Below are 24672 nucleotides of genomic sequence, written 5' to 3'. Positions count from 1 at the left end.
CGGACTGGCACTTGTCGGACGTGTTGACGCACCCTGCTCCCCGCACTTAACGTCTGCCCGACTTACGGACGCTATTCGACGTATCGGACAACTTGCTGGGGGGCAGGGGAGGAGGGAGTGGAGTCGGCGACGGTCGACCGGGTCTCCGCCTCCAGGTCCTGACCGCTGTCGCGTGTGCGAGGCGCCTCCCAGTCCTCGGCTGGCGGGAAGCCGTCCGTAACCGCGCCCATCCGCGCTCGAAATCGACAAACCGCCCTCCGCCCCGCGCCGCGACCGACCCGCTCGGGCGACAACCGCGCCCTCGCCCCCACAAACCGTCACCACAACGCACTGGCGCCGTGCGCCGGGCCCGCCGTCACTCACGGCGAAGCACCCTGCGCTCCACGGTGGGCGCGAAGGGGATGCGTGACCCCGCACCGCCGAGATCGCCGGGCGGCGACAAGCACGGGGATCAACGCGACCGACCTGGGCGGAGGCTGCGGGTCGACCGTGACCGCGTATCCGGCTCCTCAACCGCCACAGCGGTCTCCACCTCACCGCGGGCAACGCCCAGGGCGACCAGTTGGAGCAACGCCCGTTCGACGGCGCTGACCATCAGATGTTCACCGTCTCCTGACGCCGCTGACGAGACGGCCGTTCCAGCAGTCCAGCACTGGGGAACACCCTGCGCCGGGGCCGCGGCCGAGGACCGCGGCCCCGGCGGCGGCCGTGACGGCTGCGGTGACATGCCGTTCGCCCCGTCGAGCCCGTCCACTGCTCCTGCCTCCGGCCTGCGCTGCCGGGGCGCGACCCGCTTCACGCGGCAGCGCCGCGGGGTCGGCCTCGGGCCGGATCCGGCCTCGGCCGGGACCTGTCCGTCCACGCCGGCACCGCCCTCGCCGTCGACCTCCTCCTCCTGACCGGCGTTTTCGAACCGAGAGCGGCAGCCCGTGCGCTGTGACGGCAGTGGGTCCTCCCCCGGTCTCACGCAAGTCTCCGTCCATCACGATTTCCCATCATTGATGGGATGGATCTTTGCCGCCGGAGGGAACGAAGGCGGGCTACACGGGTAGCCAGCTGCATTTTTCCAGCAAGTTCCCGAACGCTCTAGACAGAGCCGGGAGGAGCGACCTATAAACATCCCATCTCCCGAAGTGCGACACACAGCTGTCGCACCGGTGTCACACCCCCGCTACGGGACCAGCGCGAGGACGTACCCATGAGACTCAGAACCGCACTCAGCTCCACCGCCTCCGTCGTCTGCGCACTGACGCTGCTCAGTGCCTGCGCCGGCGGATCCGGCACCTCGGCCGGCTCCGACGGCAAGCCGCTGGTCGGCGTCGACTACCCGCGGTCCGACACCGACTTCTGGAACTCGTACATCAAGTACACGCCGCAGTCCGCCAAGGAGCTCGGCCTCTCGCTCAAGACCACCAACTCGCAGAACGACGTCGCCAAGCTGACCGCCAACGCGCAGACGTTCATCAGCCAGGGCGTCAAGGGCCTCGCGATGGCCCCCCAGGACACCGCCGCCATCGCGCCGACGCTGGCGCAGCTGGAGGCGAAGAAGATCCCCGTCGTCACGGTCGACACCCGCCCCGACAGCGGCAATGTGTTCATGGTCGTGCGCGCCGACAACCGCGCGTACGGCGAGAAGGCCTGCCAGTACCTGGGCACCAAGCTCGCCGGCAAGGGCAAGGTCGTGATGCTGGAGGGCGGTCTGGACTCCATCAACGGCCGTGACCGCACCGAGGCGTTCAACGACTGCATGAAGAAGAACTTCCCGGACATCAAGGTGTTCGGTGAGGCCACCAACTGGGACGGCGCCGTCGCCGCGCAGAAGCTCCAGACCGACCTGACCGCCAACCCGGACATCAAGGGCGTCTACATGGAGTCCAGCTTCGCGCTGGCCGGCACGCTCCAGGTCCTCAAGCAGAAGGGTCTGCTGGTCGGTCCCGAGGACAAGAAGCACGTCTTCGTCGTCTCCAACGACGGCATTCCGGAAGAGCTGAAGTCCATCGCCGCGGGCAAGATCGACGCCACCGTCTCCCAGCCGGCCGACCTCTACGCCAAGTACGCCCTGTACTACCTCAAGGCCGCCATCGACGGGAAGACGTTCAAGCCCGGCAAGACCGACCACGGCAGCACCATCGTCCAGGTCCGCGACGGCCTCCTCGAGGACCAGCTCTCCGCGCCGCTGGTCACCGCCGACGGCGGCACCTACGGCGGGGTGCCGAGCCTGAAGAGCGACGACAAGTCCCTGTGGGGCAACAACCTCGGCTGACCTGCCCTCTCACGTATCTAGCGGTTCCCATCACAAGGCGGTTGAGATGAGCGACGGGGAGCGGACAGTCACCCCCGCGCCCGCCCCGGCGGACGACGGACGGGCCCCGGCGGGCCCGCCCGTCGTCGAGGCGACGGGCATAGTCAAACGATTCGGTCCGACAGTGGCCCTGGACGGGGCCCGGATCACCATCAGGCCCGGCGAGACCCATGCGCTCGTCGGCCGCAACGGGGCCGGCAAATCGACTCTGGTGTCCGTCCTGACGGGGCTGCACGCCCCCGACGAGGGGACGGTCACCTTCGGCGGCGCCCCCGCACCACGGCTCAGCGACCGCGACGCCTGGCGTCGGCGGGTCGCCTGCGTCTACCAGAAGTCGACGATCATCCCCACGCTGACCGTCGCCGAGAACCTCTTCCTGAACCGGCACCCTCACGGCCCCAACCGGTTGATCAGCTGGACCGGCGTGCGCCGCCGGGCGCAGGAGCTTCTGTCGACCTGGTCGGTGGACGTCGACCCCCAGGCGCCCGCCGGCGACCTCAGCGTCGAGCAGCGGCAGTTCGTGGAGATCGCCCGGGCGCTGTCCTTCGGGGCGCGGTTCATCATCCTCGACGAGCCCACCGCCCAGCTCGACGGGGCGGCGATCGAGCGGCTCTTCGACCGGATCCGCGACCTGCAGCGCCAGGGCGTGACCTTCCTGTTCATCAGTCACCATCTGCAGGAGGTCTACGAGATCTGCGACGTGGTGACGGTGTTCCGGGACGCCGCGCACATCGTGACCGCCCCGGTCGCGCAGTTCTCCCGCACCGAGCTGGTCGCCGCGATGACCGGCGAGGCGGCGGCCGACCGGCAGCAGGAACGCCCCAGCAGCGTGGACCACGCCACCGCGCCCGCGCTGGCCGTGCACGCCCTGGGTAGCGGTGACGTGTACGCCGACGTGTCCTTCCAGGTGGGCGCCGGCGAGATCGTCGGCCTCGCGGGAGCCGCCGCCAGCGGCCGCACGGAGGTCGCCGAAACCGTCGTGGGACTGCGGGCCGCCGCCACCGGCGACGTGCAGATCGCCGGAAGGCGGCCGCGGCCGGGAAGTGTGCCCGCCGCGCTCGCCGCAGGCGCCGGGTTCGTCCCGCAGGACCGGCATCACCAGGGCTTCGTGCCCGACATGTCGATCGCCGACAACGCCACCCTGTCCGTGCCGAAACGGCTCGGAAAAAACGGCTTCCTCAGCCGCGGCCGCAGGGACCGGCTGGCCGCGGGCATGATCGAGAAGCTCGCCATCAAGACACCGGGACCCGACCTGCCCGTCTCCGCCCTCTCCGGCGGCAACCAGCAGAAGGTCGTCATGGCCCGCGCCCTGGCCGACGACCCCCGGCTGCTGGTGCTGATCAGCCCGACCGCCGGCGTCGACGTGCGCTCCAAGGAGTTCCTCCTCGGCAAGGTCGAGGAGACCGCCGACTCCGGCACCGGAGTGCTCATCGCCTCCGACGAAATCGACGACCTGCGCATGTGCGACCGGGTCCTGGTGATGTTCCAGGGCCGAGTGACGACAGAGATAGCCCGCGGCTGGCACGACCACGACCTCGTGGCCGCGATGGAAGGAGTGGACCTCAATGCCTGAAACCGTCCTCGCGGACACCGTCACCAAGGCCGCGGAACCCGAACGCAAGCGGACCGTGCTGCTCGGCGGCCGGATTCCCCTGGCCCGGCTGCGCGACCTCGCACTGGTCCCCGCGATCATCGCCATCGCGATCGTCGGGCAGATCGTCAACCCGGTCTTCCTGCAGGCCGACAACCTCATCAACGTCCTGCAGACCATGTCCGAGATGGCCCTGCTGGTGCTCGCCCAGACGATGATCCTGGTCGTCAAGAAGATGGACCTGTCGCTCGAGTCCACCATGGGCCTGGCGCCCGGCGTCGCGGCCTGGCTGACCATCGGCAGCACCGGCCACGGGCTCGGCCTGCTGCCCGGCTTCTGGTCGGTGCCGATCACCCTCGCGGTCGGCGCGCTCGTCGGCGTGGTCAACTCCCTGCTGATCATCCGCTTCGGCCTCAACGGCTTCATCGTCACCCTCGGCATGCTGATCGTCCTGCGCGGCATCCTCACCGGCATCTCCGGCGGCCAGACCTTCTTCCAGCTGCCCGAGTCGATGCTCTACGCCGGCACCGCCGAATGGTTCGGCATGCCCGCCTCCATCTGGATCTGCCTGGCCCTGTTCGCCGTCGCCATCGTGGTCCTGGGCTGGACCAGCTTCGGCCGCTCGCTGTACGCCATCGGCGGCAACGTCGACGCCGCGAAGGCGGCCGGTATCCGCACCGACCGGGTGCTGTGGATCGTCATCATCACCGGCAGCGTGCTGGCCGCCCTCGCCGGGCTGATGCTCTCCGGACGCCTGGCGTCGGTGGCGTCCGCGCAGGGCAACGGCTACATCTTCACCGTGTTCGCGGCCGCCGTGATCGGCGGGATCAGCCTCAACGGCGGCAAGGGCACCATGTTCGGCGCCTTCAGCGGCATCCTGCTGCTCTTCATGATCCAGAACGTGCTCACCCTGGCCGGTGTCCCCGCCCAGTGGATCGGCGCCCTCAACGGCCTGATCATCCTGGTCGCCCTGATGATCTCCCGCATCACCGGCGGCAAGGTCCAGGAGTGACCCGGGCGGCCGTGCCGGCCGCCCGACGTCCGCCGCGTTCACGTCTCGCCCCAGGGGAACCGTCTCCCCTTGCCCCACACAGGAGTTGCCGCCATGTCCTCATCCGCCCGCATCACCGCCCTGGACGTCCTGGACGTGCGGTTCCCGACCTCCGAACACCTCGACGGCTCGGACGCCATGAACCCCGAGCCCGACTACTCCGCCGCCTACGTGGTCCTGCGCACCGACGCCGGCGACGGGCTGGAGGGCCACGCCCTGGCCTTCACCACCGGACGCGGCAACGACGCCCAGGCCGCCGCCATCGCCACGCTCGCCCCGCACGTCGTCGGCCTGTCCGTCGAGGAGGTCTGCTCCGACCTCGGCGCGTTCTCCCGCTCCCTGGTCCACGATCCCCAGCTGCGCTGGCTGGGCCCGGAGAAGGGCGCCATTCACATGGCGACCGGCGCCGTCGTCAACGCCGCCTGGGACCTGGCCGCCAAGCGCGCCGGCAAGCCCGTGTGGCGCTTCCTCGGCGAGATGTCACCCGAGGACCTGGTCGCCCAGGTCGACTTCCGCTGGCTGTCCGACGCCCTCACCCCCGAAGAGGCGCTGGAGATCCTCAAGCGCGCCGAACCGGGCCGCCAGCGGCGCATCGGCCGTCTCATCGACCAGGGCTACCCCGCCTACACCACCACCCCCGGCTGGCTCGGCTACTCCGACGAGAAGCTGACCCGTCTGTCCCGCGAGGCGGTCGCCGACGGCTTCACGCAGATCAAGCTGAAGGTCGGCGCGGACCTGCAGGACGACATCCGCCGTCTGCGCACCGCGCGCGAGGCCGTCGGCCCGGACATCCGCATCGCCGTCGACGCCAACCAGAGATGGGACGTGGCACCCGCCATCGACTGGATGCGCGCCCTGGCCCCCTACGACCCGTACTGGATCGAGGAACCCACCTCTCCCGACGACATCCTCGGCCACGCCGCCGTCCGCAAGGCCGTCTCCCCCATCAAGGTCGCCACCGGCGAGCACATCGCCAACCGCGTCGTGTTCAAGCAGCTGCTGCAGGCCGGCGCGGTGGACATCGTGCAGATCGACTCCGCCCGCGTCGGCGGCGTCAATGAGAACATCGCCATCCTGCTGCTCGCCGCCAAGTTCGGTCTCCCGGTCTGCCCGCACGCCGGCGGCGTCGGCCTGTGCGAGATGGTCCAGCACCTGTCGATGTTCGACTACGTCGCCGTCTCCGCCACCCTCGAGGACCGGGTGATCGAGTACGTCGACCACCTGCACGAGCACTTCGTCGACCCCGTCCGCATCGCCGACGGCCACTACCTCGCCCCGACGCTGCCCGGGCTGAGCGCGCAGATGCACCCGGAGTCCCTGAAGGAGTACACCTACCCCGACGGCCCCGTCTGGTCCGCCCGTGTCTGAGCCGCTGCCCCTGGTCGACGCCCACCACCACGTGTGGGACCTGGCCCGGCGCCCCCAGCCCTGGCTCGACGAAGCCGGCCACGAACCGATCCGCCGCAGCTTCAGCGCCGACGACCTGCGGCGGGCCGCCACCCGGCCCGTCGCCGGACGGCGGCTGACGAGCACGGTGGTCGTCCAGTGCGTCGCCTCCGTGCCCGAGACGGTCGAGCTGCTGGACCTCGCCGACGAGGACCCGCTGATCGGCGCGGTCGTCGGCTGGGCGGACCTCACCGCACCCGGCGTCGGGGACGTGCTCGACGAACTGCGCTCCCGGCCTTCGGGCGGGTATCTGCGGGCCCTGCGCCATGTCGTGCAGGGCGAGTCCGATCCAGAGTGGCTGCAGCAGCCGGCCGTCGAGCGGGGCCTGCGCGCCGTCCAGGACAGGGACCTCGCCTACGACGTCCTCATCCGCAACCACCAGTTCCCGCAGGCGATGCGCCTCGCCCAGCGCTTCCCTGGCCTCCCGCTGGTCCTGGACCACGCGGGAAAGCCGCCCGTCGGCCACCCCGCGCTCCCCGACTGGACACGCGCGGTCCGCGCCCTTGCGGCACACCCCCAGGTGCGCTGCAAGGTCTCCGGGCTCATCACCGAGGCCGACTGGGGCGCATGGACCACCGCCGACATCCGTCCGGTCTGGGACACCCTGCTGACGGCCTTCGGCCCCGAACGGCTGATGTTCGGCTCCGACTGGCCCGTCTGCGTCCTCGCCGGCGGCTGGGACCGCTGGGCCGCCACCGTCGAGGAGCTGCTGGACGCCTGCTCCCCGCACGAGAAGCAGGCGGTTCTCCACGACACGGCGACCGCCTTCTACCGCCTGGCCGAGCACAAGAAGCAGGGAGAGGCCCCGTGCTGCTGACCGAACTGATCCACCCCGGCATCCTCGAGGCGCTCGCGGGAGCCGGCCACGGCGCGCGCGTCCTGCTCGCCGACGGCCACTACCCCGCCAGCACCGCCGTCGGGGAACGCGCCCGGACCGTCCACCTCAACCTGGCACCGGGCACCTTGGACGTCACCCCCGTCCTCGACGTCCTGCTGCGCACCCTGCCCGTGGAGTCGGCCCAGGTGATGGTGCCGCCCGAGGGCGAACCGGAACCGCCGGCCATCGCCGAGTACCGGTCCCGGCTCGCGCCCGTCCCCGTCGAGACGCTCGGCCGCTTCGCGTTCTACGACGCCGCCCGCTCCCCCGACCTCGCGCTGGCGATCGTCACCGCAGACACCCGTACCTATGCCAACCTGCTGCTGACCATCGGCGTCCGCGCTGAAGGGACCCTGACCCCACGATGACACTCGCCGTCCGCTACACCGCCGCCCGCACCCTGGACACCGCGCCCGCCGAAACCCGGGAAGCCGGCCACGGCGAGGTGGAACTCGCCCCCGCCTTCGTCGGCATCTGCGGCACCGACCTGCACATCTTCCACGGCGACATGGACGCCCGCGTCGCCGCGCCCGCCGTCCTCGGCCACGAGATGTCCGGCCGCATCGTCCGCGTCGGCCCCGGCGTCCAGGGCTGGCAGCCCGGCGACGCGGTCACCGTCATGCCCCTGCGCTGGGACGGCTCCTGCCCCGCCTGCCGCGCCGGCCACCAGCACATCTGCCAAAACCTGGACTTCATCGGCATCGACTCCCCCGGCGCCATGCAGCAGCGCTGGACCGTGCCCGCCTCCACCCTCGTGCGCCTGCCCGACACCCTGCCCCTGGACCACGCCGCCCTCGTCGAGCCCACCGCCGTCGCCGTCCACGACGTCGGCCGCGCGGGCGTACGGGAAGGCGAGAGGGTCGTCGTGGTCGGCGGTGGACCCGTCGGCGTCCTCATCGCCCTCGTCGCCCGCGCCGCCGGCGCCGACGTCAAGGTGATGGAACTCAACGCCCACCGCCGCCAGCTCGCCGAGGAACAGGGACTGACCACCTGGGACCCGGCCGCCGCCGACGTGAGCGCCCTGGTCGCCGAGTGGACCGCGGACGCGGGCGCCGACGTCGCCTTCGAGGTCTCCGGCGCCGCCGGCGGCGTCGACACCGCCGTCGACGTCCTCGGCGTACGCGGCCGGCTGTGCCTGGTCGCCATCCACCCCCGCCCCCGCGAGATCAACCTCCACCGTTTCTTCTGGCGCGAACTCACCCTCGTCGGAGCCCGCCTCTACGACCGCAGCGACTTCGAGAAGGCCGTCACGCTCGTCGCCGACGGCACCGTCCCCGCCGAACGCCTGATCACCGAGATCGTGCCGCTCAGTCAGGCACCCGCAGCTTTCGAAGCCCTCGAGGGCGGCGGCGACGTCATGAAGATCCTCGTCGACTGCACCGACGACACCGATGCCCTGGGAGCCGCTGAATGAACGCCTTCGACCTCACCGGCAGACTCGCCGTGGTCACCGGAGCCCGCCGCGGCATCGGCCGCGCCATGGCCCGCGCACTCGCCCAGGCCGGCGCCGACGTCATCGGGGTGAGCGCCTCGCTGGAGGAGACCGGCAGCGACGTCGAAAAGGACGTCACCGCCGCCGGCCGCGCCTTCGAGGCCATCCGCACCGACTTCGCCGACCCGGCGGCCGTCCGCGCCCTCGGCGCAGACCTCGCCGGACGCGAACGGCCCGTCGACATCCTCGTCAACAACGCCGGCACCATCCGCCGCACCCCCGCCGCCCAGCACACCGACGCCGACTGGGACCTGGTGCTCCAGGTCAACCTCACCGCCCAGTTCGCCCTCACCCGCGCCGTCGGCGCCGCCATGACCGCCCGCGGCCACGGCAAAATCATCTTCACCGCCTCCCTCCTCAGCTACCAGGGCGGCATCACCGTGCCCGGCTACACCGCCGCCAAACACGGCATCGCCGGCCTCACCAAAGCCCTCGCCAACGAATGGGCCCCCCACGGCGTCAACGTCAACGCCATCGCCCCCGGCTACATCGCCACCGACAACACCCAGGCCCTGCGCGACGACCCCGCCCGCAGCACCGCCATCCTCGACCGCATCCCCGCCGCACGCTGGGGCAACGCCGACGACCTCGCCGGCGCCACCGTCTTCCTCGCCTCCGACGCCGCCGCCTACGTCCACGGCATCACCCTCCCCGTCGACGGCGGATGGCTCGGCCGATGACCGCCACCGACCTGAGCGCCGTCCTGGCAGGGGCCCGTCTCCTGCCCGTGCTCACCGTGCCGTCCGCCGCGAGCGCAGGCCCCCTGGCCGACGCCCTCGCGGCGGGCGGCGCCCGCTGCGCCGAGGTCACCTTCCGCACCCCGGACGCCGAGCGCGTGGTGCAGGCGATGGCGGCGCACGGCGGCCTGGCCGTCGGCGCCGGCACCGTCCTCACCCGCGAGCAGGCCGAGCGGGCCGTGGCGGCCGGCGCCCGCTTCCTCGTCTCCCCCGGCTTCGACAACGACGTCATCGACGCGGGCCGCGCGCTGGGGGTGCCGGTCGTGCCCGGCGTGGCGAGCGCGACCGAGCTGATGCGCGCGCTGAAGGCAGGCGTGGACACGGTCAAGCTGTTCCCCGCCGAACCGCTCGGCGGCCCTGCCATGCTCCGCGCGCTCGCGGCCCCCTTCCCCCGGGCGCGCTTCGTGCCGACCGGCGGCATCGGCCCGGACCGACTGTCCGCCTACCTCGACCACCCGGCGGTCCTGGCCGTGGGCGGGAGCTGGATCGCCACCCCGGGCCACCTGAAGCGCGGCGCTTACGACGAGATCCGCCGGCTGACCGCCGAGGCCGTGGAAAGGAGCGCGCCGTGACCGACGTGATCGCCCTCGGCGAGGTGATGCTGCGCTTCGACCCCGGCGAGGGCAGGATCCGTACGGCCCGCACCTTCCAGGTCTGGGAGGGCGGCGGCGAGTACAACGTCGTCCGCGGGCTGCGCCGCTGCTTCGGACACCGCACCGCGGTGGTCACCGCCCTGGCTGACAACGCGGTCGGCCGCCTGGTCGAGGACCTGATCCTGCAGGGCGGCGTCGACGCCTCGCTCATCCGCTGGGTCCCCGACGACGGCATCGGCCGCAGCGCCCGCAACGGCCTGAACTTCGTCGAGCGCGGGTACGGCGTCCGTGGCGCGCTGGGCGTCAGCGACCGCGCGCACACCGCCGTCTCCCAGCTGCGCAGGGGCGACGTCGACTGGGACGCGGTGTTCTCGGGCGGGGTGCGCTGGCTGCACACCGGCGGCGTCTTCGCCGGCCTGTCCGACACCACCGTCGACGTCGCCGACGAGGCGATGGCTGCCGCCCGCCGCCACGGCGTCACCGTCTCCTACGACCCCAACTACCGCCCCAGTCTGTGGGCCGGGCGGGGCGGGGCGGACCGGGCCCGCGAGGTGGACCTGCGGCTCGCCCAGCATGCCGACGTGGTCGTGGGGGCCCTGGGCCTGGCGGGCGCCCGTCCCGGAGCCGTGCGCCTGGCGGAGGCGGAGGCGCCCGACGCGCTCGCCGCGCTCGCCGCGCTGCTGCCGGGGGCGAAGGTGCTGGCCACCACCCTGCGCGGGGTGCCCTCGGCCGGGATCAACGACTGGTCCGCGGCCGCCTGGTCACCCGGCACCGGCCCGGTGACCGGCCCGCGGATGCCCGGCCTGCACGTCCTGGACCGCATCGGCTCCGGCGACGCCTTCGCCGCGGGCCTCATCCACGGCCTGCTCACCGACGCCTCGCTGGAGCGCGCCGTCGCCTACGGCACCGCTCACGGCGCCCTCGCCATGACCACCCCAGGAGACGTCTCCATGGCCACCCTCACCGAGGTCGAGGCACTCCTCGAGGGCGCCACGGCCCACGTCCGACGCTGACCCACGCCGATCCGCACCCGAGGAGCACACCTTGCACCGCCGAAAGATCCACCGCACCGGCGTCGAACTCACCGAGCTCGGCTTCGGCGCCTCCGTGATCGGCAACCTGTACCGGACCACGCCGGCCGCGGACGCCGCCGCCGCTCTCGACACCGCCTGGGACGCCGGCATCCGCTACTTCGACACCGCACCGCACTACGGTCTCGGCCTGTCCGAACAGCGCCTGGGTGCCGCTCTGCACCGCCGCCCCCGCGACGCGTACGTCGTCTCCTCGAAGGTCGGCCGGCTCCTCGTCCCCAACGAGGACCCCCGCGGCGTCGACTCTGAGGGTTTCGTCGTCCGCGACGACCTGCGCCGCCAGTGGGACTTCAGCCGCGACGGCGTGCTGCGCTCCATCGAGGCGTCCCTGGAACGCACCGGCCTGGACCGACTGGACCTCGTCTACCTGCACGACCCCGACGACCACTGGCGGCAGGCCGCCGACGAAGCCATGCCCGCCCTCGCCGACCTGCGCGACCAGGGCGTCCTCGGCGCGATCGGCGCCGGCATGAACCAGTCGGCCATGCTCGCCCGCTTCCTGCGCGAGACCCCCGCCGACGTCGTCATGCTCGCCGGCCGCTACACCCTCCTCGACCAGTCCGCCCTCGACGACGTCCTGCCCGCCGCCGAGGAACACGGCAAAAGCGTCGTCGCCGTCGGCGTCTTCAACTCCGGCCTCCTCTCCCGCGACCGCCCCGCCGACGGCATGAAGTACGACTACCAGGACGCCCCGCCCCACCTCGTCGCCCGCGCCCGCGCCATCGCCGACGTCTGCACCGCCCACGGCACCACCCTCCCCGCCGCCGCGATCGCCTTCCCTCTCACGCACCCCGCCGTCGTCAACGTCACCCTCGGCATGCGCAACGCCGAACAGGTCGCGCGTAACGCGCACTTGCACATGAGCACCGTCCCCGGCGCCCTGTGGGACGACCTGCGCGCCCGAGAACTCCTCAGGGATGACGTGCCCGTCCCCGACGGCGTTCACGCTCCGGCCGCGGAACGGAGCCCTCAATGTCCCTGACCGACAAGGCCATCGCGCAGATCCGCGAGCTCATCGCCTCCGGAGCGCTTCCTCCCGGCGCCAAGCTGCCCCCCGAGCCGGAGCTGGCGTCCCAGCTCGGGCTCTCCCGCAACCTCGCCCGCGAGGCGGTCAAGGCGCTCTCCGTGGCACGCGTGCTGGAGGTCAGACGGGGCGACGGCACCTATGTCACCAGTCTGCAGCCGAGCCTGCTGCTGGAAGGGCTCGGCGGGGCGGTGGAACTGCTCCAGGGCGACCCCGCCGCCGTGCTGGACCTCATGGAGGTCCGACGCCTGCTGGAGCCCGCCGCCACCGCCCTGGCCGCCACCCGACTGTCGGAGGCCGGACTGGCGGAGGTGAAGCGGCATCTGGACACCATGCGGGAAGCGCGCGAGGACGTGGAGCGGCTCAACGCCCACGACGTGGCCTTCCACCGGGCCATCGTGGCCGTCACCGGCAACGAGACGCTGATCAGCCTCCTCGAGGGCATCTCCGGCCATACGCTGCGCGCACGGATCTGGCGCGGCCTGGTGGACACCCGCGCGGCGGGACGCACGCTCGCGGAGCATGAGGCGATCTACACGGCTCTGGCCAGCCGGGAAGTCTCACTCGCCCATGCCGCCGCGCTGCTGCACGTGAGCAACACCGAGCAGTGGCTGCGCGAGCACCTGAAGTCCACACAAGCACTGACCACCGCCACGGCATTCCCCTGACACCGCAACCGGCCGGATCCCGAGGTCACGACACCAGAGCACTGGACCCGCCAGACATACGCGTCCTGGGTCACGCCGGTTGACCGCATGACGGTCGGCGACTTCTCCCAGTCGACCACGGGCATGCGGTCCCAGGGCCGCATCAGCAAGCCGCTCACCTCGGAGGCGAAGTCCGGATACCTGAAGTGCCTCGCGCGTTCTTCCGCGACCTGCACGAATGGGAGTGGATGCCACAACGCTTCAACCCTGCCCATGCGTTGAGAACTCCTCGCAGTGTCCGAGCCTTCATGGGTCCCGACCCCCGGGTGTTCGCGGATGACATTTGGGCGAAGCTGTTCTGGGCCGGGCTGAACGTCGAAAGTGGCGACCTGCCGACCGCGGACGGCCGCACCTACCCGGCCGAGCTGACCCGGGCCATCACGCTGACCTGGCTGTTCCCCGGACAGCGCAGCGACGAGGTCGCCCCCGGACTCTGCGGCGCGGACATCGACCTCGACGCCGGGAAGAAGATCGTGGGCAGGAAGCGGAACATCGTCACCGACACACTTTGACGGCTCGATCAACTCCCAGCGGGCGTCGGGCAGATCACTCGGGTACCCGCGCACCTGGCGGGCGCCGACGAGACCTGGCTGCCTCGGCGCCGTCGTCGCGGTCTTCCAGTGGGGCTGGCTCGGCGGCCTGCTCGGCGTCGAGGAGAGCGGCCCGATCATGTCGATGATGCCGATCATCATGGTCGGCGTGGTCTTCGGCCTCGCGATGGACTACGAGGTGTTCCTCGTGACCCGCATCAGGGAGGCGTACATCCACGGCGAGTCCCCGAACCAGGCCCTCGTCAGCGGGTTCAAGCACAGCGCCCGGGTCGTGTCCGCCGCCGCGGTCATCATGATGGCCGTCTTCGGAGGCTTCATCTCCTCCGGCGATACCGTGATCAAGATGTTCGGCGTCGGGCTCACGGTCGCCGTCTTCTTCGACGCGTTCGTCGTCCGCATGGCGATCGTCCCGGCGGTGCTCACGCTGCTCGGCAAGAAGGCCTGGTGGCTCCCGAAGTGGCTCGACCGCGCCCTGCCGAACGTCGACGTCGAGGGCGAGGGCCTGCGCGCGCACGACCGCCCGAAGGACGCCGACGTGGACGAGGACCGGGAGCTCGTACGGCTCTGATCCCTCCCCCGATACGAGAAGGGCGCCCCGCTGTCCTTGGGCGCCCTTCTCGCGCGCCCGGTCGGTCCGGTGCCCGGAATTCGTTCGGCCTTCCGGCTCCTAGTTGCCGCATCAGACAACGTTCGCCCCGTTGTGACGTGTCGCTCTGTTGCTGCGCCAGACAGCACCGAGTTGTTGAATCGGGGCAAGCGGGTGGGCTACTGGCGGCTGAGGGTGCGTGTGACCCCGGCGGCGACGGTCGTAGCGAGAACCCAACCGACGGCGATCAGTAGGTAGGACAGCCACTGGAAAACGCCGGTCGGTGCGAAGGCATTCTGCTGACCGAAGTCGATGATCGGCAGCAGGAGGTCCAGGGTATAGATGGGGGCATTGAGCCCTGGGCCTTTGCCGTGCTCGACGGGTGGTGGATGGTGCGTTCCATACGCGGCTGAGCCCAGAAGGAGCAGAGCCAGGAGCCAGCCACCAGCACGGGTGGGGCGGAAGCCGTAGCCCACGGTGGCGTCCTGGATGTAACCCCATAGCTTGGCGTACCAGGGCAGAGTGCCCCTGCGTCGACGCTGCTTGGCGAGTTGGACGGTGCGGGCGTCGGCGTCATCGCCAACGCGGCGGTAAAAGGCAGCAAGTTGCTCGTAGCTGTGAGGGACGAAGCCGTCAGCATCGCGCTGCAACAAGGCGAGCCGATCTGCGGCGGGAAGGCGCGGGGCAAGCGCCTCGTACGTCAGTCCCTCCAGCCGTACCGTGGCTGGCCAGACCTGTGGCGCGGCCTCGATGACCTTGAAGCTGGCGTAGTGCATTTTGACGTCGCCAGAGACTGGTTGTGCATCTCGCAGCGTCAGCTGGGTGGCTTCGCAGCTGCTGATGCCCAGTGCGACGCCGCCTGGATTGCTGAGCTTGGCTTCGATGAAGGAGATCCAGCCTGCGACCTTGGCGCCGGTGAGCCTGATTCGGCCCTCAGTAGTGAGGCCACCAGCGTTGAGGACGGTTCCGACGGTGAGCCGCGCGGCGTCGAGGGCATCGCCATTCGCGTTCTTGACCTGGGCATCTTCTAGGTCGACAGCCCCTGCGACATGCGCCGTGCTGAGGCGGATTCCACCCAGTGCCACGAGGCCCCGTGCCCGTACATCGGCACCGACAGAGGCGTGATCGAGTCGGAGCGCCCATTCGCCATCATTCCCAAGGCGCGCGTGGTCCAGGAAGATCCCGCTGGTTATCACCGCGTTGCTCAGCTGGACGCTTCCCGCTACCCGGCAGTTCGTGAGCCGGAGTGCACCGTCGACGCGAAGGGACGTGGCCGCCAGAGCGGGAAGGCAGGACCCGCTGAAGTCAAGTTGGCGAGCATGCGTCCCGTCGAGTTCCAAGGAGTGCTGGAAGTGGCAGGAGGTCAGACGGATCGGATGGTGTATCTCTGCGTGCCGGAGGTCGAGGACGCCGGTGATCTTCGCACCGGCGACGCGCAGAGCGGGCGCTTCTCCGGGTTCGGATGAACTTCCCAGGAGGAGGGCCCGGATGACCTCAGCCCGAACAGTTCGTTCCGCGCCCTGAATCGTTGCGGGGTCCTCACTCTCGTCTGGGCAGACGTCGATCGCTACACCACGGGGGAACGCCCGCCAGATGTGACGTTCCAGAGGCGTCAGGTCTGTGATGTCCATCCGCAGAACCCTATCCGTCCGGAGAAGGACGGCAAGAATGATCAGGGCTGAACGTGTGCAGGCCCGGGGCATTGACGACGATGAGGGCAGGCGGTTGCTGCGGATCATCCGCAGGGGCACCGGCTCGGTGGTGACCTGGCGGCGGGCTTGGAGATTGCGGCGCATGGCCCGGTGGTTCAGAGCTTGGTGTCCTGCCACTCTCCGGGCTCGTCGTGGACCTTCTGCAGCAGTTCGGCGAAAGCGTCGCTCTGCAGGAGCAGGGCGTTGTACTCCAACGGGATCCGCTTGCCGTTGATCACCGCGGTGGGCGTACCGGGGCCTTCGGGCTCCTGTGTTCCCCCGGCCTCCTCGTAGGCCTTCTGAGAGGAAGTCACGAAGGAGCGGTATTTCATGGATTTCACGGCTGCGTCGAACTCCGGGCCGCGCAGGCCCTCCACTTGGCCGGCCAGTTCCAGCAGGGAGGCGTCGGTGTAGCCGTCGACGCTCTCATCGGGCTGGTTGGCGTACAGCACCTCGTGGTACTCCACGAACTTGCCTGCCTCCAGCGCGGCGCGCAGTGCGTTGACGGCCTTCTTCGAACCGGTGCCGCCGACCCGGTCGTCCAGGAAGGAGGCGAGGGTGTATTCGACTCTGGCCCAGCGGTCGAGTACTGCCTCCCGCAGGTGCGAACTGCCGCCGGTGGTCTCGAACTCCTCGCAGTACGGGCAGCGGGGGTCCTCGTACAGGTGCACTGTCACCGGCGCGTCGGGATCACCGACCATGATGGTGACGCCGTTCGTACTGAGCTTTTCCGGCACTTCCTCGGCGCTGGTGAAGTCAGGGCCGTACTGCGCCTGGCGCTGCCCGCACCCCACCATCACCAGTAACGCAGCCGCGCACACGACAGCCCACCGTCCCCTACGCACCATGCGTCATCCCCTCCCCTGAGAAACAACGCGACCCTAGATCATCCGTACGACAAGCGCACCAGGAAACTCTTCCAGGCCCGCCCGCAGGCGCTCTGATGCGCAGTCTCCGGCCCGTGTGTCTGGTGTGGCTGCGCAGCGAGGGTGACGGCTTCCCCGCTCCTGTCGTCGGCGGCCCATCAGGCGGCGCTCACAGAGGAGCCAAGTCCGCTTCCACGGCCCGGTGCAGGGCGTGCCGCTTCCGGTGCTGAGGGCGAGGTGGAGCACGAAGGCAGAGGTGTGGGCGGGGACGCGCACGACCGCTCCTCGGAGGCGCCGACCTCGCCCCTGCCCGTTGCCGTCCGTGTCCACCAGGATCTCCAGCGCTGGCCGCCCGTTGCGGCTGCCCAGCGCCGCCTCGTGCGGCGCACCCGAGCGTCCATCGCGCGTACCAGACGCGTGCATCGTGCATACCCGCCGCCCGGTGCGTCCGCCATGGCCCCGCCCGTGGACGCGGGGCGCGGCGGCGCGCACTCGCATCGGCCCCGCAGGTCAGCGATGTCGGCCAGGAGGCTTCGGGGCCGGACGATGTCAGGGCGCGCCGGGTGCGGCAGCACCGCAGTGTTCAGCCGCCGTCACCGCGGCTCTTCCCGGGACACGTGGCGGCCGATGGGGCACCCGGCGCCGCGTTCCTCTACCAGCGGTAGAGGAACGCGGTAGAGTCGGGTCATGGCGGACGAGACGAGCATCAAGGTGAGCGCTGCGGCGCGGGACCGGCTGGCGCAGCTGGCCGCCGAGCACGGCACGACGATCCGGAACCTGGTGGAAGAGCTGGCGCAGAACACGCCGACCAGGGCAGAGTACGCCGAGCGTGCCGAGCTGGCCCGCGCGGAGCTCGCCTCCGCGCTGGGGCAGGCGCCCAGCGCGGAGGCCGAGGCGAAGGCCCGCGCGCTGCTGGAGCGCCTGGCCGGGCCGCAGCACGGCTCGCAGACGGCCGCGTAGTGGCGGCGATCTCGGTCGTCCTGGACCACACGACCGCCGCGGCGCTGTACGACCCGAAGGACCCGTTCAACGAGGCGGTAGCCGCGTTCTACGTGCAGGCGTCCGGCGGGCTCGGGGATCTGTCCGCGCCGGTGCTGTCGCTGACGGCCGGCGACGCGGAGCGGCCCGGGCTGCTCAGCTACATCAAGGGGCTGCGGTTCATCCGGATCGAGGCGTTCGACACCGACGCAGCCGTCACCGCCACCGGCCTGCTGCGCTTCGGGCACTCCTGGGCCGCCGTCCACGCCATCCACGCCGCCCGGCCCTCCGCCGCACACCCGGCCGGGCGGTTCCTCCTCACGCTGACGCCCAAGGCGTACGCGGGCACCGGCGTCCAGGCAGTCCACCCCGGCCAGTAACCGACCGGGAGACAGCCGCCTGGGCCGTCCGGCCTCCGTCGCATCCGCCTGCCCAGCAGCACCGCTTCGCCGGGAGCAGCACCGACAGCTTCTGCGGGCCCGGCCGGGGCGGCCATGAGCCCACGCCACTGTTCGGGCGTGTCAGTCACTCGTCGTAGCGCTGTGCCTCGGTACGCCCGTTCGTACGCTCCCGGCGGACTCGCGACTGGCGGCGCAGTTGCTGGTGTCGGCGGCGATCACGCCACCAGGCCAGCCGGTGCGCGGACTCCTGCGGCAGGAGCGTCTACAGGACGGCGACAGTGATCAGGCCGAGGGCGAGGCGGACCCTCTCTACGACCAAGGCCACCTGACCCCTGACGCCTTGGAGAAGCTGAAGTCAGAGGCCAGCGTCACCACCGGCAGCTCACCCCGGTCTGGCGCCGCAAGGTCGACCACTCGCGCCTGCTGCTGCTCGACACCCCGCTCGGCGACGGGCTGACCCTGTACGACTTGGTCTCGGGCAGGCCGCCCCCGGCACCGAAGTCGAGGTCGGCTTCGAGAACCCGCGCCTGAACACGATCTTGAAGGCCCTCTCCCCGGCCGAGCGAGCGGTGGCTCTCGCCCTAGCCACCAATGGAGTCACCACCTGGGCCGAAGCAGCCTTGACCGCTGGTGCTGCGCAGCCGGAGATCCAGGGCGAGAAGGTCCGCCGGAAGGTAGGGCGGCTCGCTGCGGCGGCCGAGGCGATCACGGTGAGCGACTGATGAGCGCCCGCAACTCCGTCTCAGCCAGCCCAGCCCGATGTCGGGAGGTGGTGTTGCGGATCGCCCTGCCCAGCGTTCCGGCCTGCACCGCGGTACTCGGCACCGGCGGCGTCGGCGCGGCCCTGGTCCACGGCACCATCCCGTCCCCGCTCGTGTGGCCGCTCGTGGTCCTCGCCCTCGGCGCGATGGCGTATGAAGTCGGGCTCCGCGCCCTGCCCTCAGCTCCGACCGACCGCGCTGCCGGACGCCAGCGAGGTCCTTCTCGGCCTGGGTGAGTGCGGCGCCCCGCGCCTCCCCGCCGTGGGCGCTCGCGGGCTGGACCTCGACCACCCTCGCCGACGCCAGCTCAGCCCGCCCGGGCGGCGCGGTACTCACGCTGCCCCCCGCGTGTGGCACTGATGGGCCGGGAGCGGCAGAGCGAAGGGTCAGCGCACGGAGCCGGGGGGAGCGGCTCGTATGGTGCCGTGCGGGCGGTGGACTGCTCCACCGGCTAGAGGAAGTTCTGGGGGCGGCCACGGGTGAGGCGGCGACGGGCGGCAGCGGTCCTGCTGCCCTTGGTGCCGCGCGCCTGGCGGCCCCTGCCAGCGACGTGGTGGGCGGCTGGCTGCTCGGTCTGGCCGTCGTCGCCCTCACCGCCTGGGCCTTCGAGGCCTGGCGCGCCGAAGTCGGGCGGGGTCACGCGGAGGTGAGCGAAGGGCTGGAGCCCGAACTCGTCGACGCCCACCCGGAGCCGTGACGAGAGGGCGGACCCGGGTCAGGCCCGGGTTCAGGCCCCTCCGAAAACGGAGCCTCTCCCCCAGGCGCCCGCGCTTCACAGGAAGTAGCGATCGTCCCGGGCAGCCGGGCCTCGACCGGAGGGTCGAGGCCCGGCGCACCGCATGCGACCTTCACCCCGTGCCGACGGACGGACGGGGCTTCCGCATGGGGCGACTACTACTTGAGTACCACCGTGTCGCCTGCCGACACGATCCGGGCGGTTGTCGTCGTGCCCGGGAAGTACCAGCGCCAACTGCCCGCTGATGTGACGGTCACCTTGGTGCTGAGCTGCCCGGAGCTGCCCGTCTTCACGGTCTTGATCGTGCTGTAGTGGGCGGCGCCGGCTTTGCGGTACTGGAGCTTCACGTCCTGCCCCGCGAAACCCTGGTACTTCAGGGTCTCCCAGTTCGCCCGCGACAGCTTGCCGGTGATCGTGAGCTTCCCGCCCTTGACGACCGGCTCGGGGGCCGCGTCCGTCGTCAGACTCGAGGCTCGCTTCACCTTGTACTCGGCGATGGAGTCGGAGATCCAGTAGTCGCCGTCGTTCGCCTTGACCGTGGCGTTCACCGTCCAGCCCCCGGCGACCTTGTTGGAGTCGATGTCGTCACTGGCCGCGATCCAGGCCGGATCCACCGTCATCGTCGCCTTGCACACCGACGTGGTCGAGGACTTCTTCTGGCACGTCGAACCCGTCCAGCTGATGAAGCCGTAGCCGTTGGAGCGGTTGAACGTGCTGACGCGGGTGAGCCCCTTCACCCCCGAGTTGTCCTTGACGGTGATGGCGATCGGGAACGTCACCTTCTTCGCCGTGCCGATCGTGACCTCGGCCCCGCCGTTGACGGTGGCCGACACCACACGGACGTCCCCCCGTCCCTCGGCATGGGCTCCCGTCGCGGTCAGCAGCACCAGGGCCACCGCCCCACCTGCCGCCGCCCAGCCCGTTCTTCGCCGGACTCGTGTCCTGCCTTTCATGATCCTCCCCTGGTGAGCCGATCGTGAAGTCGATCAGTGTTCACAGAGGCTACACACGAGTCCGCCACGACGCCGGCGGATCACCGGCTCGCGGGATCCCCCCTCCTCAAGGCCGTTGCGGGTCCGTGGTGTACAGCTCGCGCAGGAGGACGTCGAAGCGGCCGGTGACGGTCTCCGCCGCGTCGCGTGCGTAGCGGGAGTTCATGGCCTCGTAGGTGATGCGGTCGTAACTGCCCGCGTCCGCCATGTACTTGTCCGGCACAGTGGCGAGGCCCTCATGCAGTGCGGTGACCGCGGCCGCTCCCGCGTCGACCGCGGCGTAGAAGGAGCGGGCCGGTGCGCCACCGGTACTGGGTGAGGTGTCAGCGGGTGTGCGGGTCGGGCAGGGTGAGAGGCCGGCCCGGGGTGGGCCAGTGCAGCGGGGGCCGCATCGAGAACGTGGATACGGCCGCCGCTGCCGTGAGGAACTTCCCTCGCCCGACGGTGATGCCGGGATGACGAGAATCAGACGCCGTAGGGGTTGTCGATGATGTAGACCCAGTCCCCCTCGGCCGTCCTCCTCATCACCTCGACCGCCTTCCCCTCCACGATGCCGCTCTCGCTCGTGATCCGCCAGGACGGCTGGACCATCGCCAGGTCGCCGTTCTGATGGACCGACGCGGCCACCACCTCCATGGTGCTGGGCGAGGCGAGGTAGGGCGTCAGTGCTTCCTTGATGCTTTCCCTGCCGTAGACCGGCTGCTGTCCCGGTCCCGGTACGAACATGGCGTCTTCGTCGAACAGGGAACCCAGGCCGTCGAGGTCCTGGTCCTTGAGGTACTGGGCGAAGCGCTCGTGCACCACTTCCGGCTTCATATTCTTTCCTTCCTCTTCGCTTCTTCGTTGCGGACGGGCAGGTCGGCTACCGGCCGATCCATGTGAGCCATTGACCGGTGACGGAGGGCGTCAGCCCCAGAAAGCTGCTGGGCGCTGTCGTGCGCGCCGATGATCCTGTCCGGCACGGGGGGCGAGGCCCTCATGCAGTGCGGTAACCGCGGCCGCTCCCGCGTCTGCGGCGGCATGGGAGGCGGCCGGTGTGTCGGCGGCGGCGGGCGGTTGAGGTGTCAGAGGGTGTGGGGGTCGGGCAGGGTGACGGGTTCACCCGGGGTGGGCCAGTGCAGCGGGGCGCCGGCGGCGTCGAAGGTCTGCTGGACGTGGCCGCGGTCTTCGGTGTAGTGCGCCCAGCCCTCGGCATGCACGGCCACCACGAGGGGGTCGCCGAGCAGGCGGCGGGCCTCGACGGCCTGGACCGCGGTCAGCGACAGTCGTATGTCACCGAATGCCTCGAAGCCGGCCGCGCCCAGGTGCAGCAGCGCCACGTCGACGCGGTACCGGCCGGCCAGGGCGCTCATCGCGTCCAGGTCGACGGTGTCACCGGAGACGTACACGCTCGGCGTGGAGCCGTCATCGGTGTGCAGGAGGAAGCCGGTGACCGGACCGGTGATGTCCTCGGTGCCGACGGGACCGTGGCGGGCGGGGACCGCGGTGATGTTCAGCGGCATGCGGCCCGGCGTCGACAGGGTCCGGGTCTGCCAGGGCTCCAGGCCGACGGCCGCACCCCCGAGATCGGTGGCGCCGGCGACGGTGGTGAACACCTGCGAGGCAGCGGAGGCCACCGCACGCCCGGCGGTGTCGAGGTTGTCCAGATGCCCGGTGTGGCTGACCAGGACCGCGTCGAGAGCGGGCAGTTCCCCGGGCTTCAGCGCCGGGTCGGCGGTCTTGCGCACCGAAACCGGGCCGTCCTGGTACTCGGTGCCGGCGGCGTCGAAGGTCGGGTCGGTCAGCAGCGTCCAGCCGGCCAGGCGGATCAGCGCGGTGGGGCCGCCGAGCACCGTCACTGTGTTCACGGCGCGGATCACGGCGTCGTCGGTTGCCACGGGTTACTCCTTGACGATCAGGGGTTGGTCCCCTCACTCTGACCGAGTTACTTTCTAGAGGGAAGTACATACCTTCAGGTGAGGTGAGCACGTGCAGGAAAGCACGCGCGGCAACGTCCGTAATCCCGCCTGCCCCGGCAGGCAGCTGTTCGACCTGGTCACCGCCCGGTGGGCCGCCCTGGTCCTGGTCGACCTCATGGACGGCCCGCAACGCTGGTCCGAGCTGCGCCGTCGGGCCGGCGGCGTCAGCGACAAAATGCTCGCGCAGACCCTGCGCGACCTCGAAACCGGCGGACTTATCACCCGCACCGTTCACACCAGCCGCCCACCGACGGTGCTGTACGCCCTGACCGACCTCGCCCGCGACGCCACCCCCGCACTGCAACACCTGCAGAACTGGGCCGAAGAACACACCCACGACTACGACCACCACCGACGCACCCACACCACCCACCCGACACCCTGAACAAGGCAGGTTCAACGCACACACGTCACCGCGCTTCCACCGTCTGAGTCAGCGCTCTGACCAGCATGAACCGCGTGCAAACCTCAGGACTCGATCACGGCCCGCCGTCACTCGCGGTAGATGCACGACGGCTTCAGCCGTTGCCCGTCACCGCCGACGGCGGGCTCGTCGGCGGTGTTCGTGCGGGTCACCAGAGAACCCAGCGGCAAGGGTGCAGGGTCGAAGGGACGCGGGAACAGATCGCCACCTGCGGCGGCAGGCTTCTGTTCTCGCTGGGGGCTCAAGGCCTTTCCGTGCCCGAGTAGCCACCCTGGCTGCCAGCTTGGTAGGGGCCGGTGGCCTACATCGTCCGCACCCGTGGCGCCTGCGGCACGTCCACCTCGTACGGGACCACCCACGGGACGAACCCGTCCCGGCGGCAGGTGAAAACCAGGCGCATCGGCGTGTTGAACCACTTGTCGCGCCAGCGAGCCTCCCGGTCGTCGCCCTCTTGCCAGAGCGGCGGCGTGCGCTCCAGCGCGAGGGGCCAGCCGACACCCACTCGCAGCGGGAACGCCGGGATCGTCTGCCCGTTGGCGTCGGCGCCGTCTACGCCGGGCACGAACCGCAGCGGCCCCCACACCTGAGCGTCCACCTGCTCCTGGGTGGGTCCCCCAGCGAGCCGAGGCCTGCAGTCCATGTCATCGCTGCACGACCTCGACGCGGATCCTAGTCTTCTGAGTCAGGAATTCTGTTCAGATATGAGGTGAGGCGTTCGAGGATCTCGTCCGCCGTCTTGGGCCAGACGTAGGGCTTGGGATCGGTGTTCCATGCGGCGATCCAGGTCCGGATGTCCTTCTCGAGGACACGATCACCATGTGCTCGCCATGGCCGTAACGCGCCAGGCCAGCGCGGTCTGCGCCGCCAGGTCCAGGGTGGGCACCACGAACAGCACCAGGCGTGCGCCGAGCCCGTCCGCGACGCGGATGGACACCAGCGTCTTCCCGGTCCCTGTCGCGGATACGAACAGTCCCCGCGTCCCCGGGCGGCGCAGGTGCCGCACGAGCCGGTTCACCGTGTACGACTGGGCTGGGCGGGCGATCAAGCGGCACCAGATGGAGATTCGGGGCGCGTTCGGCTTCCGTGAGTGCACGGAGGAGGACCAGGTCCAGCTCGCCGAGTGGCTGGCGGTGGAACTGTGCGGGGTGGAGCTGAACCGGGACCGGCTGGCGGAGGCGGTGGTGGCCCGCTGTCGCAAGGGCCGGCTGGAGCCGCCGGCTCCAGGGCAGATCGCCCGGCTGGTAGGCAAGGCGGTCAGCGCCTTCGAGGAGCGGTTCTGCGCGGCCACCGTGGGCCGGCTGTCGGCGGCGACCCGGTCCCGGCTGGACGACCTGATCGCCGAGAACGCCGGCGCGGACGAGGGGAGCGCGGGCGGCGGGGGCACGCTCTTCACCGAGCTGAAGGCGGACCCAGGTGCGCTGGGGCTGGACAGCTTGTTGGCGGAGGTGAACAAGCTCCAGCGGGTGCGCTGCCTTCAGCTTCCGCCGGAGCTGTTCGGGGACGTGTCGGGGAAGTTGGTGGCGGCCTGGCGGGCGCGGGCAGCGAAGGAGTATCCCTCGGACCTGCGGACGGCGGCCGCGCCGGTGCGGTACACGCGGCTGTCGACGCTGTGCCATGTGCGGGAGACGGAGATCACCGACTCGCTGGTGGAGCTGTTCATCCAGCTCGTGCAGAAGATCAACACGCGGACGGAGAAGAAGGTCGAGGGCGAGTTCAACAAGGAGCTCAAGCGGGTCCGCGGCAAGGAGGGCATCCTGCTGCGGCTGGCGGAGGCGGCGGTCGCCGAGCCGGGCGGCACGGTCCGCAAGGTGATCTAT

The 24672-nt window shown here is 70.7% G+C and carries 25 protein-coding genes and 2 pseudogenes; 19 read left to right on the top strand and 8 right to left on the bottom strand.

Going from position 1 to position 24672, the window contains the following annotated elements; all coding sequences use genetic code 11:
- Positions 1–1198 precede the first annotated feature (1198 nt).
- The 14 genes and pseudogenes from QF032_RS40150 to QF032_RS40085 all read left to right on the top strand — a co-directional run.
- Positions 1199–2263, top strand: coding sequence for a sugar ABC transporter substrate-binding protein (locus QF032_RS40150; protein ID WP_307060067.1), 1065 nt, complete (start codon positions 1199–1201; stop codon positions 2261–2263).
- Positions 2264–2309: 46 nt separating this feature from the next.
- The gene (locus tag QF032_RS40145; RefSeq protein ID WP_307060065.1) at positions 2310–3875 is read left to right on the top strand and encodes a sugar ABC transporter ATP-binding protein; all 1566 of its coding nucleotides are present in this window, start codon (positions 2310–2312) and stop codon (positions 3873–3875) included.
- A complete protein-coding gene (locus QF032_RS40140) occupies positions 3868–4905 on the top strand; it encodes an ABC transporter permease (RefSeq protein WP_307060063.1) in 1038 nt (345 codons plus the stop codon). Before QF032_RS40145 ends, QF032_RS40140 begins: the two co-directional genes overlap by 8 nt.
- A 93-nt stretch (positions 4906–4998) precedes the next feature.
- Entirely contained in the window at positions 4999–6312 is a 1314-nt protein-coding gene (locus QF032_RS40135) for an L-fuconate dehydratase (RefSeq protein ID WP_307060059.1), read from the top strand.
- Positions 6305–7207, top strand: a complete 903-nt coding sequence (locus QF032_RS40130) for an amidohydrolase family protein (RefSeq protein WP_307060058.1) — start codon at positions 6305–6307, stop codon at positions 7205–7207. Before QF032_RS40135 ends, QF032_RS40130 begins: the two co-directional genes overlap by 8 nt.
- Positions 7198–7635, top strand: coding sequence for an RbsD/FucU domain-containing protein (locus tag QF032_RS40125; RefSeq protein WP_307049778.1), 438 nt, complete (start codon positions 7198–7200; stop codon positions 7633–7635). Before QF032_RS40130 ends, QF032_RS40125 begins: the two co-directional genes overlap by 10 nt.
- Complete coding sequence (locus QF032_RS40120; protein ID WP_307060056.1) at positions 7632–8681, top strand: zinc-dependent alcohol dehydrogenase; 1050 nt, start codon at positions 7632–7634, stop codon at positions 8679–8681. Before QF032_RS40125 ends, QF032_RS40120 begins: the two co-directional genes overlap by 4 nt.
- Positions 8678–9439 carry an SDR family oxidoreductase gene (locus tag QF032_RS40115; protein ID WP_307060054.1) on the top strand — a complete coding sequence of 254 codons (762 nt, stop codon included), beginning with the start codon at positions 8678–8680 and terminating at the stop codon, positions 9437–9439. The genes QF032_RS40120 and QF032_RS40115 overlap by 4 nt, the downstream gene beginning before the upstream one ends.
- Positions 9436–10068: a bifunctional 4-hydroxy-2-oxoglutarate aldolase/2-dehydro-3-deoxy-phosphogluconate aldolase gene (locus QF032_RS40110; RefSeq protein ID WP_307060052.1), complete on the top strand. Its 633-nt coding sequence runs from the start codon at positions 9436–9438 to the stop codon at positions 10066–10068. The genes QF032_RS40115 and QF032_RS40110 overlap by 4 nt, the downstream gene beginning before the upstream one ends.
- A complete protein-coding gene (locus QF032_RS40105; protein WP_307060050.1) occupies positions 10065–11102 on the top strand; it encodes a sugar kinase in 1038 nt (345 codons plus the stop codon). The genes QF032_RS40110 and QF032_RS40105 overlap by 4 nt, the downstream gene beginning before the upstream one ends.
- Before the next feature lie 31 nt (positions 11103–11133).
- Positions 11134–12162, top strand: coding sequence for an aldo/keto reductase (locus QF032_RS40100; protein WP_307060048.1), 1029 nt, complete (start codon positions 11134–11136; stop codon positions 12160–12162).
- Positions 12153–12872: a FadR/GntR family transcriptional regulator gene (locus tag QF032_RS40095; protein ID WP_307049766.1), complete on the top strand. Its 720-nt coding sequence runs from the start codon at positions 12153–12155 to the stop codon at positions 12870–12872. The genes QF032_RS40100 and QF032_RS40095 overlap by 10 nt, the downstream gene beginning before the upstream one ends.
- Positions 12873–13159: 287 nt before the next feature.
- The gene (locus tag QF032_RS40090; RefSeq protein ID WP_307049764.1) at positions 13160–13423 is read left to right on the top strand and encodes a hypothetical protein; all 264 of its coding nucleotides are present in this window, start codon (positions 13160–13162) and stop codon (positions 13421–13423) included.
- A gap of 82 nt (positions 13424–13505) precedes the next feature.
- Positions 13506–14030 (top strand): annotated as a pseudogene (locus QF032_RS40085) (MMPL family transporter); the annotation flags it as partial.
- Between the two features lie 197 nt (positions 14031–14227).
- Here the strand turns inward: QF032_RS40085 and QF032_RS40080 are convergent.
- Together QF032_RS40080 and QF032_RS40075 are read right to left on the bottom strand one after the other, a co-directional pair.
- On the bottom strand, positions 14228–15679 hold the full coding sequence (locus QF032_RS40080) for a membrane-associated oxidoreductase (RefSeq protein ID WP_307060046.1): 1452 nt from the start codon (positions 15677–15679) through the stop codon (positions 14228–14230).
- A gap of 176 nt (positions 15680–15855) precedes the next feature.
- Complete coding sequence (locus tag QF032_RS40075; RefSeq protein ID WP_373430454.1) at positions 15856–16587, bottom strand: DsbA family protein; 732 nt, start codon at positions 16585–16587, stop codon at positions 15856–15858.
- A 705-nt stretch (positions 16588–17292) separates the two neighbouring features.
- Here QF032_RS40075 and QF032_RS40070 point away from each other — a divergent pair.
- The 3 genes from QF032_RS40070 to QF032_RS40060 all read left to right on the top strand — a co-directional run bounded on the left by QF032_RS40070 (position 17293) and on the right by QF032_RS40060 (position 19442).
- Positions 17293–17565 (top strand): hypothetical protein, encoded by a 273-nt coding sequence (locus tag QF032_RS40070; RefSeq protein WP_307049760.1) that lies wholly within the window; start codon positions 17293–17295, stop codon positions 17563–17565.
- Positions 17565–17963: a hypothetical protein gene (locus QF032_RS40065; RefSeq protein WP_307049758.1), complete on the top strand. Its 399-nt coding sequence runs from the start codon at positions 17565–17567 to the stop codon at positions 17961–17963. Before QF032_RS40070 ends, QF032_RS40065 begins: the two co-directional genes overlap by 1 nt.
- Positions 17964–19298: 1335 nt before the next feature.
- Positions 19299–19442, top strand: coding sequence for a hypothetical protein (locus QF032_RS40060; RefSeq protein ID WP_373430453.1), 144 nt, complete (start codon positions 19299–19301; stop codon positions 19440–19442).
- A gap of 197 nt (positions 19443–19639) precedes the next feature.
- Here QF032_RS40060 and QF032_RS40055 read toward each other — a convergent pair whose 3' ends face one another.
- The 4 genes from QF032_RS40055 to QF032_RS40040 form a co-directional block, all read right to left on the bottom strand.
- Positions 19640–20434, bottom strand: a complete 795-nt coding sequence (locus QF032_RS40055) for a hypothetical protein (protein ID WP_307060043.1) — start codon at positions 20432–20434, stop codon at positions 19640–19642.
- Positions 20435–20540: 106 nt separating this feature from the next.
- Positions 20541–20696 (bottom strand): hypothetical protein, encoded by a 156-nt coding sequence (locus tag QF032_RS40050; RefSeq protein ID WP_307060041.1) that lies wholly within the window; start codon positions 20694–20696, stop codon positions 20541–20543.
- A gap of 242 nt (positions 20697–20938) precedes the next feature.
- Entirely contained in the window at positions 20939–21289 is a 351-nt protein-coding gene (locus tag QF032_RS40045; RefSeq protein WP_307049750.1) for a YybH family protein, read from the bottom strand.
- 248 nt (positions 21290–21537) lie between these two features.
- Positions 21538–22350, bottom strand: a complete 813-nt coding sequence (locus QF032_RS40040; RefSeq protein ID WP_307060038.1) for an MBL fold metallo-hydrolase — start codon at positions 22348–22350, stop codon at positions 21538–21540.
- A 91-nt stretch (positions 22351–22441) separates the two neighbouring features.
- Here QF032_RS40040 and QF032_RS40035 point away from each other — a divergent pair, with 91 nt between their 5' ends.
- A complete protein-coding gene (locus QF032_RS40035; RefSeq protein ID WP_307060035.1) occupies positions 22442–22816 on the top strand; it encodes a winged helix-turn-helix transcriptional regulator in 375 nt (124 codons plus the stop codon).
- Positions 22817–23156: 340 nt separating this feature from the next.
- Here the strand turns inward: QF032_RS40035 and QF032_RS40030 are convergent, their stop codons facing one another.
- Together QF032_RS40030 and QF032_RS40020 are read right to left on the bottom strand one after the other, a co-directional pair.
- Positions 23157–23450, bottom strand: coding sequence for a hypothetical protein (locus QF032_RS40030; protein WP_307060033.1), 294 nt, complete (start codon positions 23448–23450; stop codon positions 23157–23159).
- 216 nt (positions 23451–23666) lie between these two features.
- On the bottom strand, positions 23667–23858 hold the full coding sequence (locus QF032_RS40020; protein ID WP_307060031.1) for a DEAD/DEAH box helicase family protein: 192 nt from the start codon (positions 23856–23858) through the stop codon (positions 23667–23669).
- On the opposite strand from QF032_RS40020, the pseudogene QF032_RS40015 reads away from it, so the two are divergent.
- Positions 23782–24048 (top strand): annotated as a pseudogene (locus QF032_RS40015) (DUF4158 domain-containing protein); the annotation flags it as partial. The gene QF032_RS40020 and the pseudogene QF032_RS40015 sit on opposite strands and share 77 nt — an antisense overlap.
- Positions 24049–24672: the final 624 nt, after the last annotated feature.

The organism is Streptomyces achromogenes (assembly GCF_030816715.1).
Taxonomy (GTDB): domain Bacteria; phylum Actinomycetota; class Actinomycetes; order Streptomycetales; family Streptomycetaceae; genus Streptomyces; species Streptomyces achromogenes_A.
This window is presented reverse-complemented; position numbering and strand designations above follow the sequence as displayed.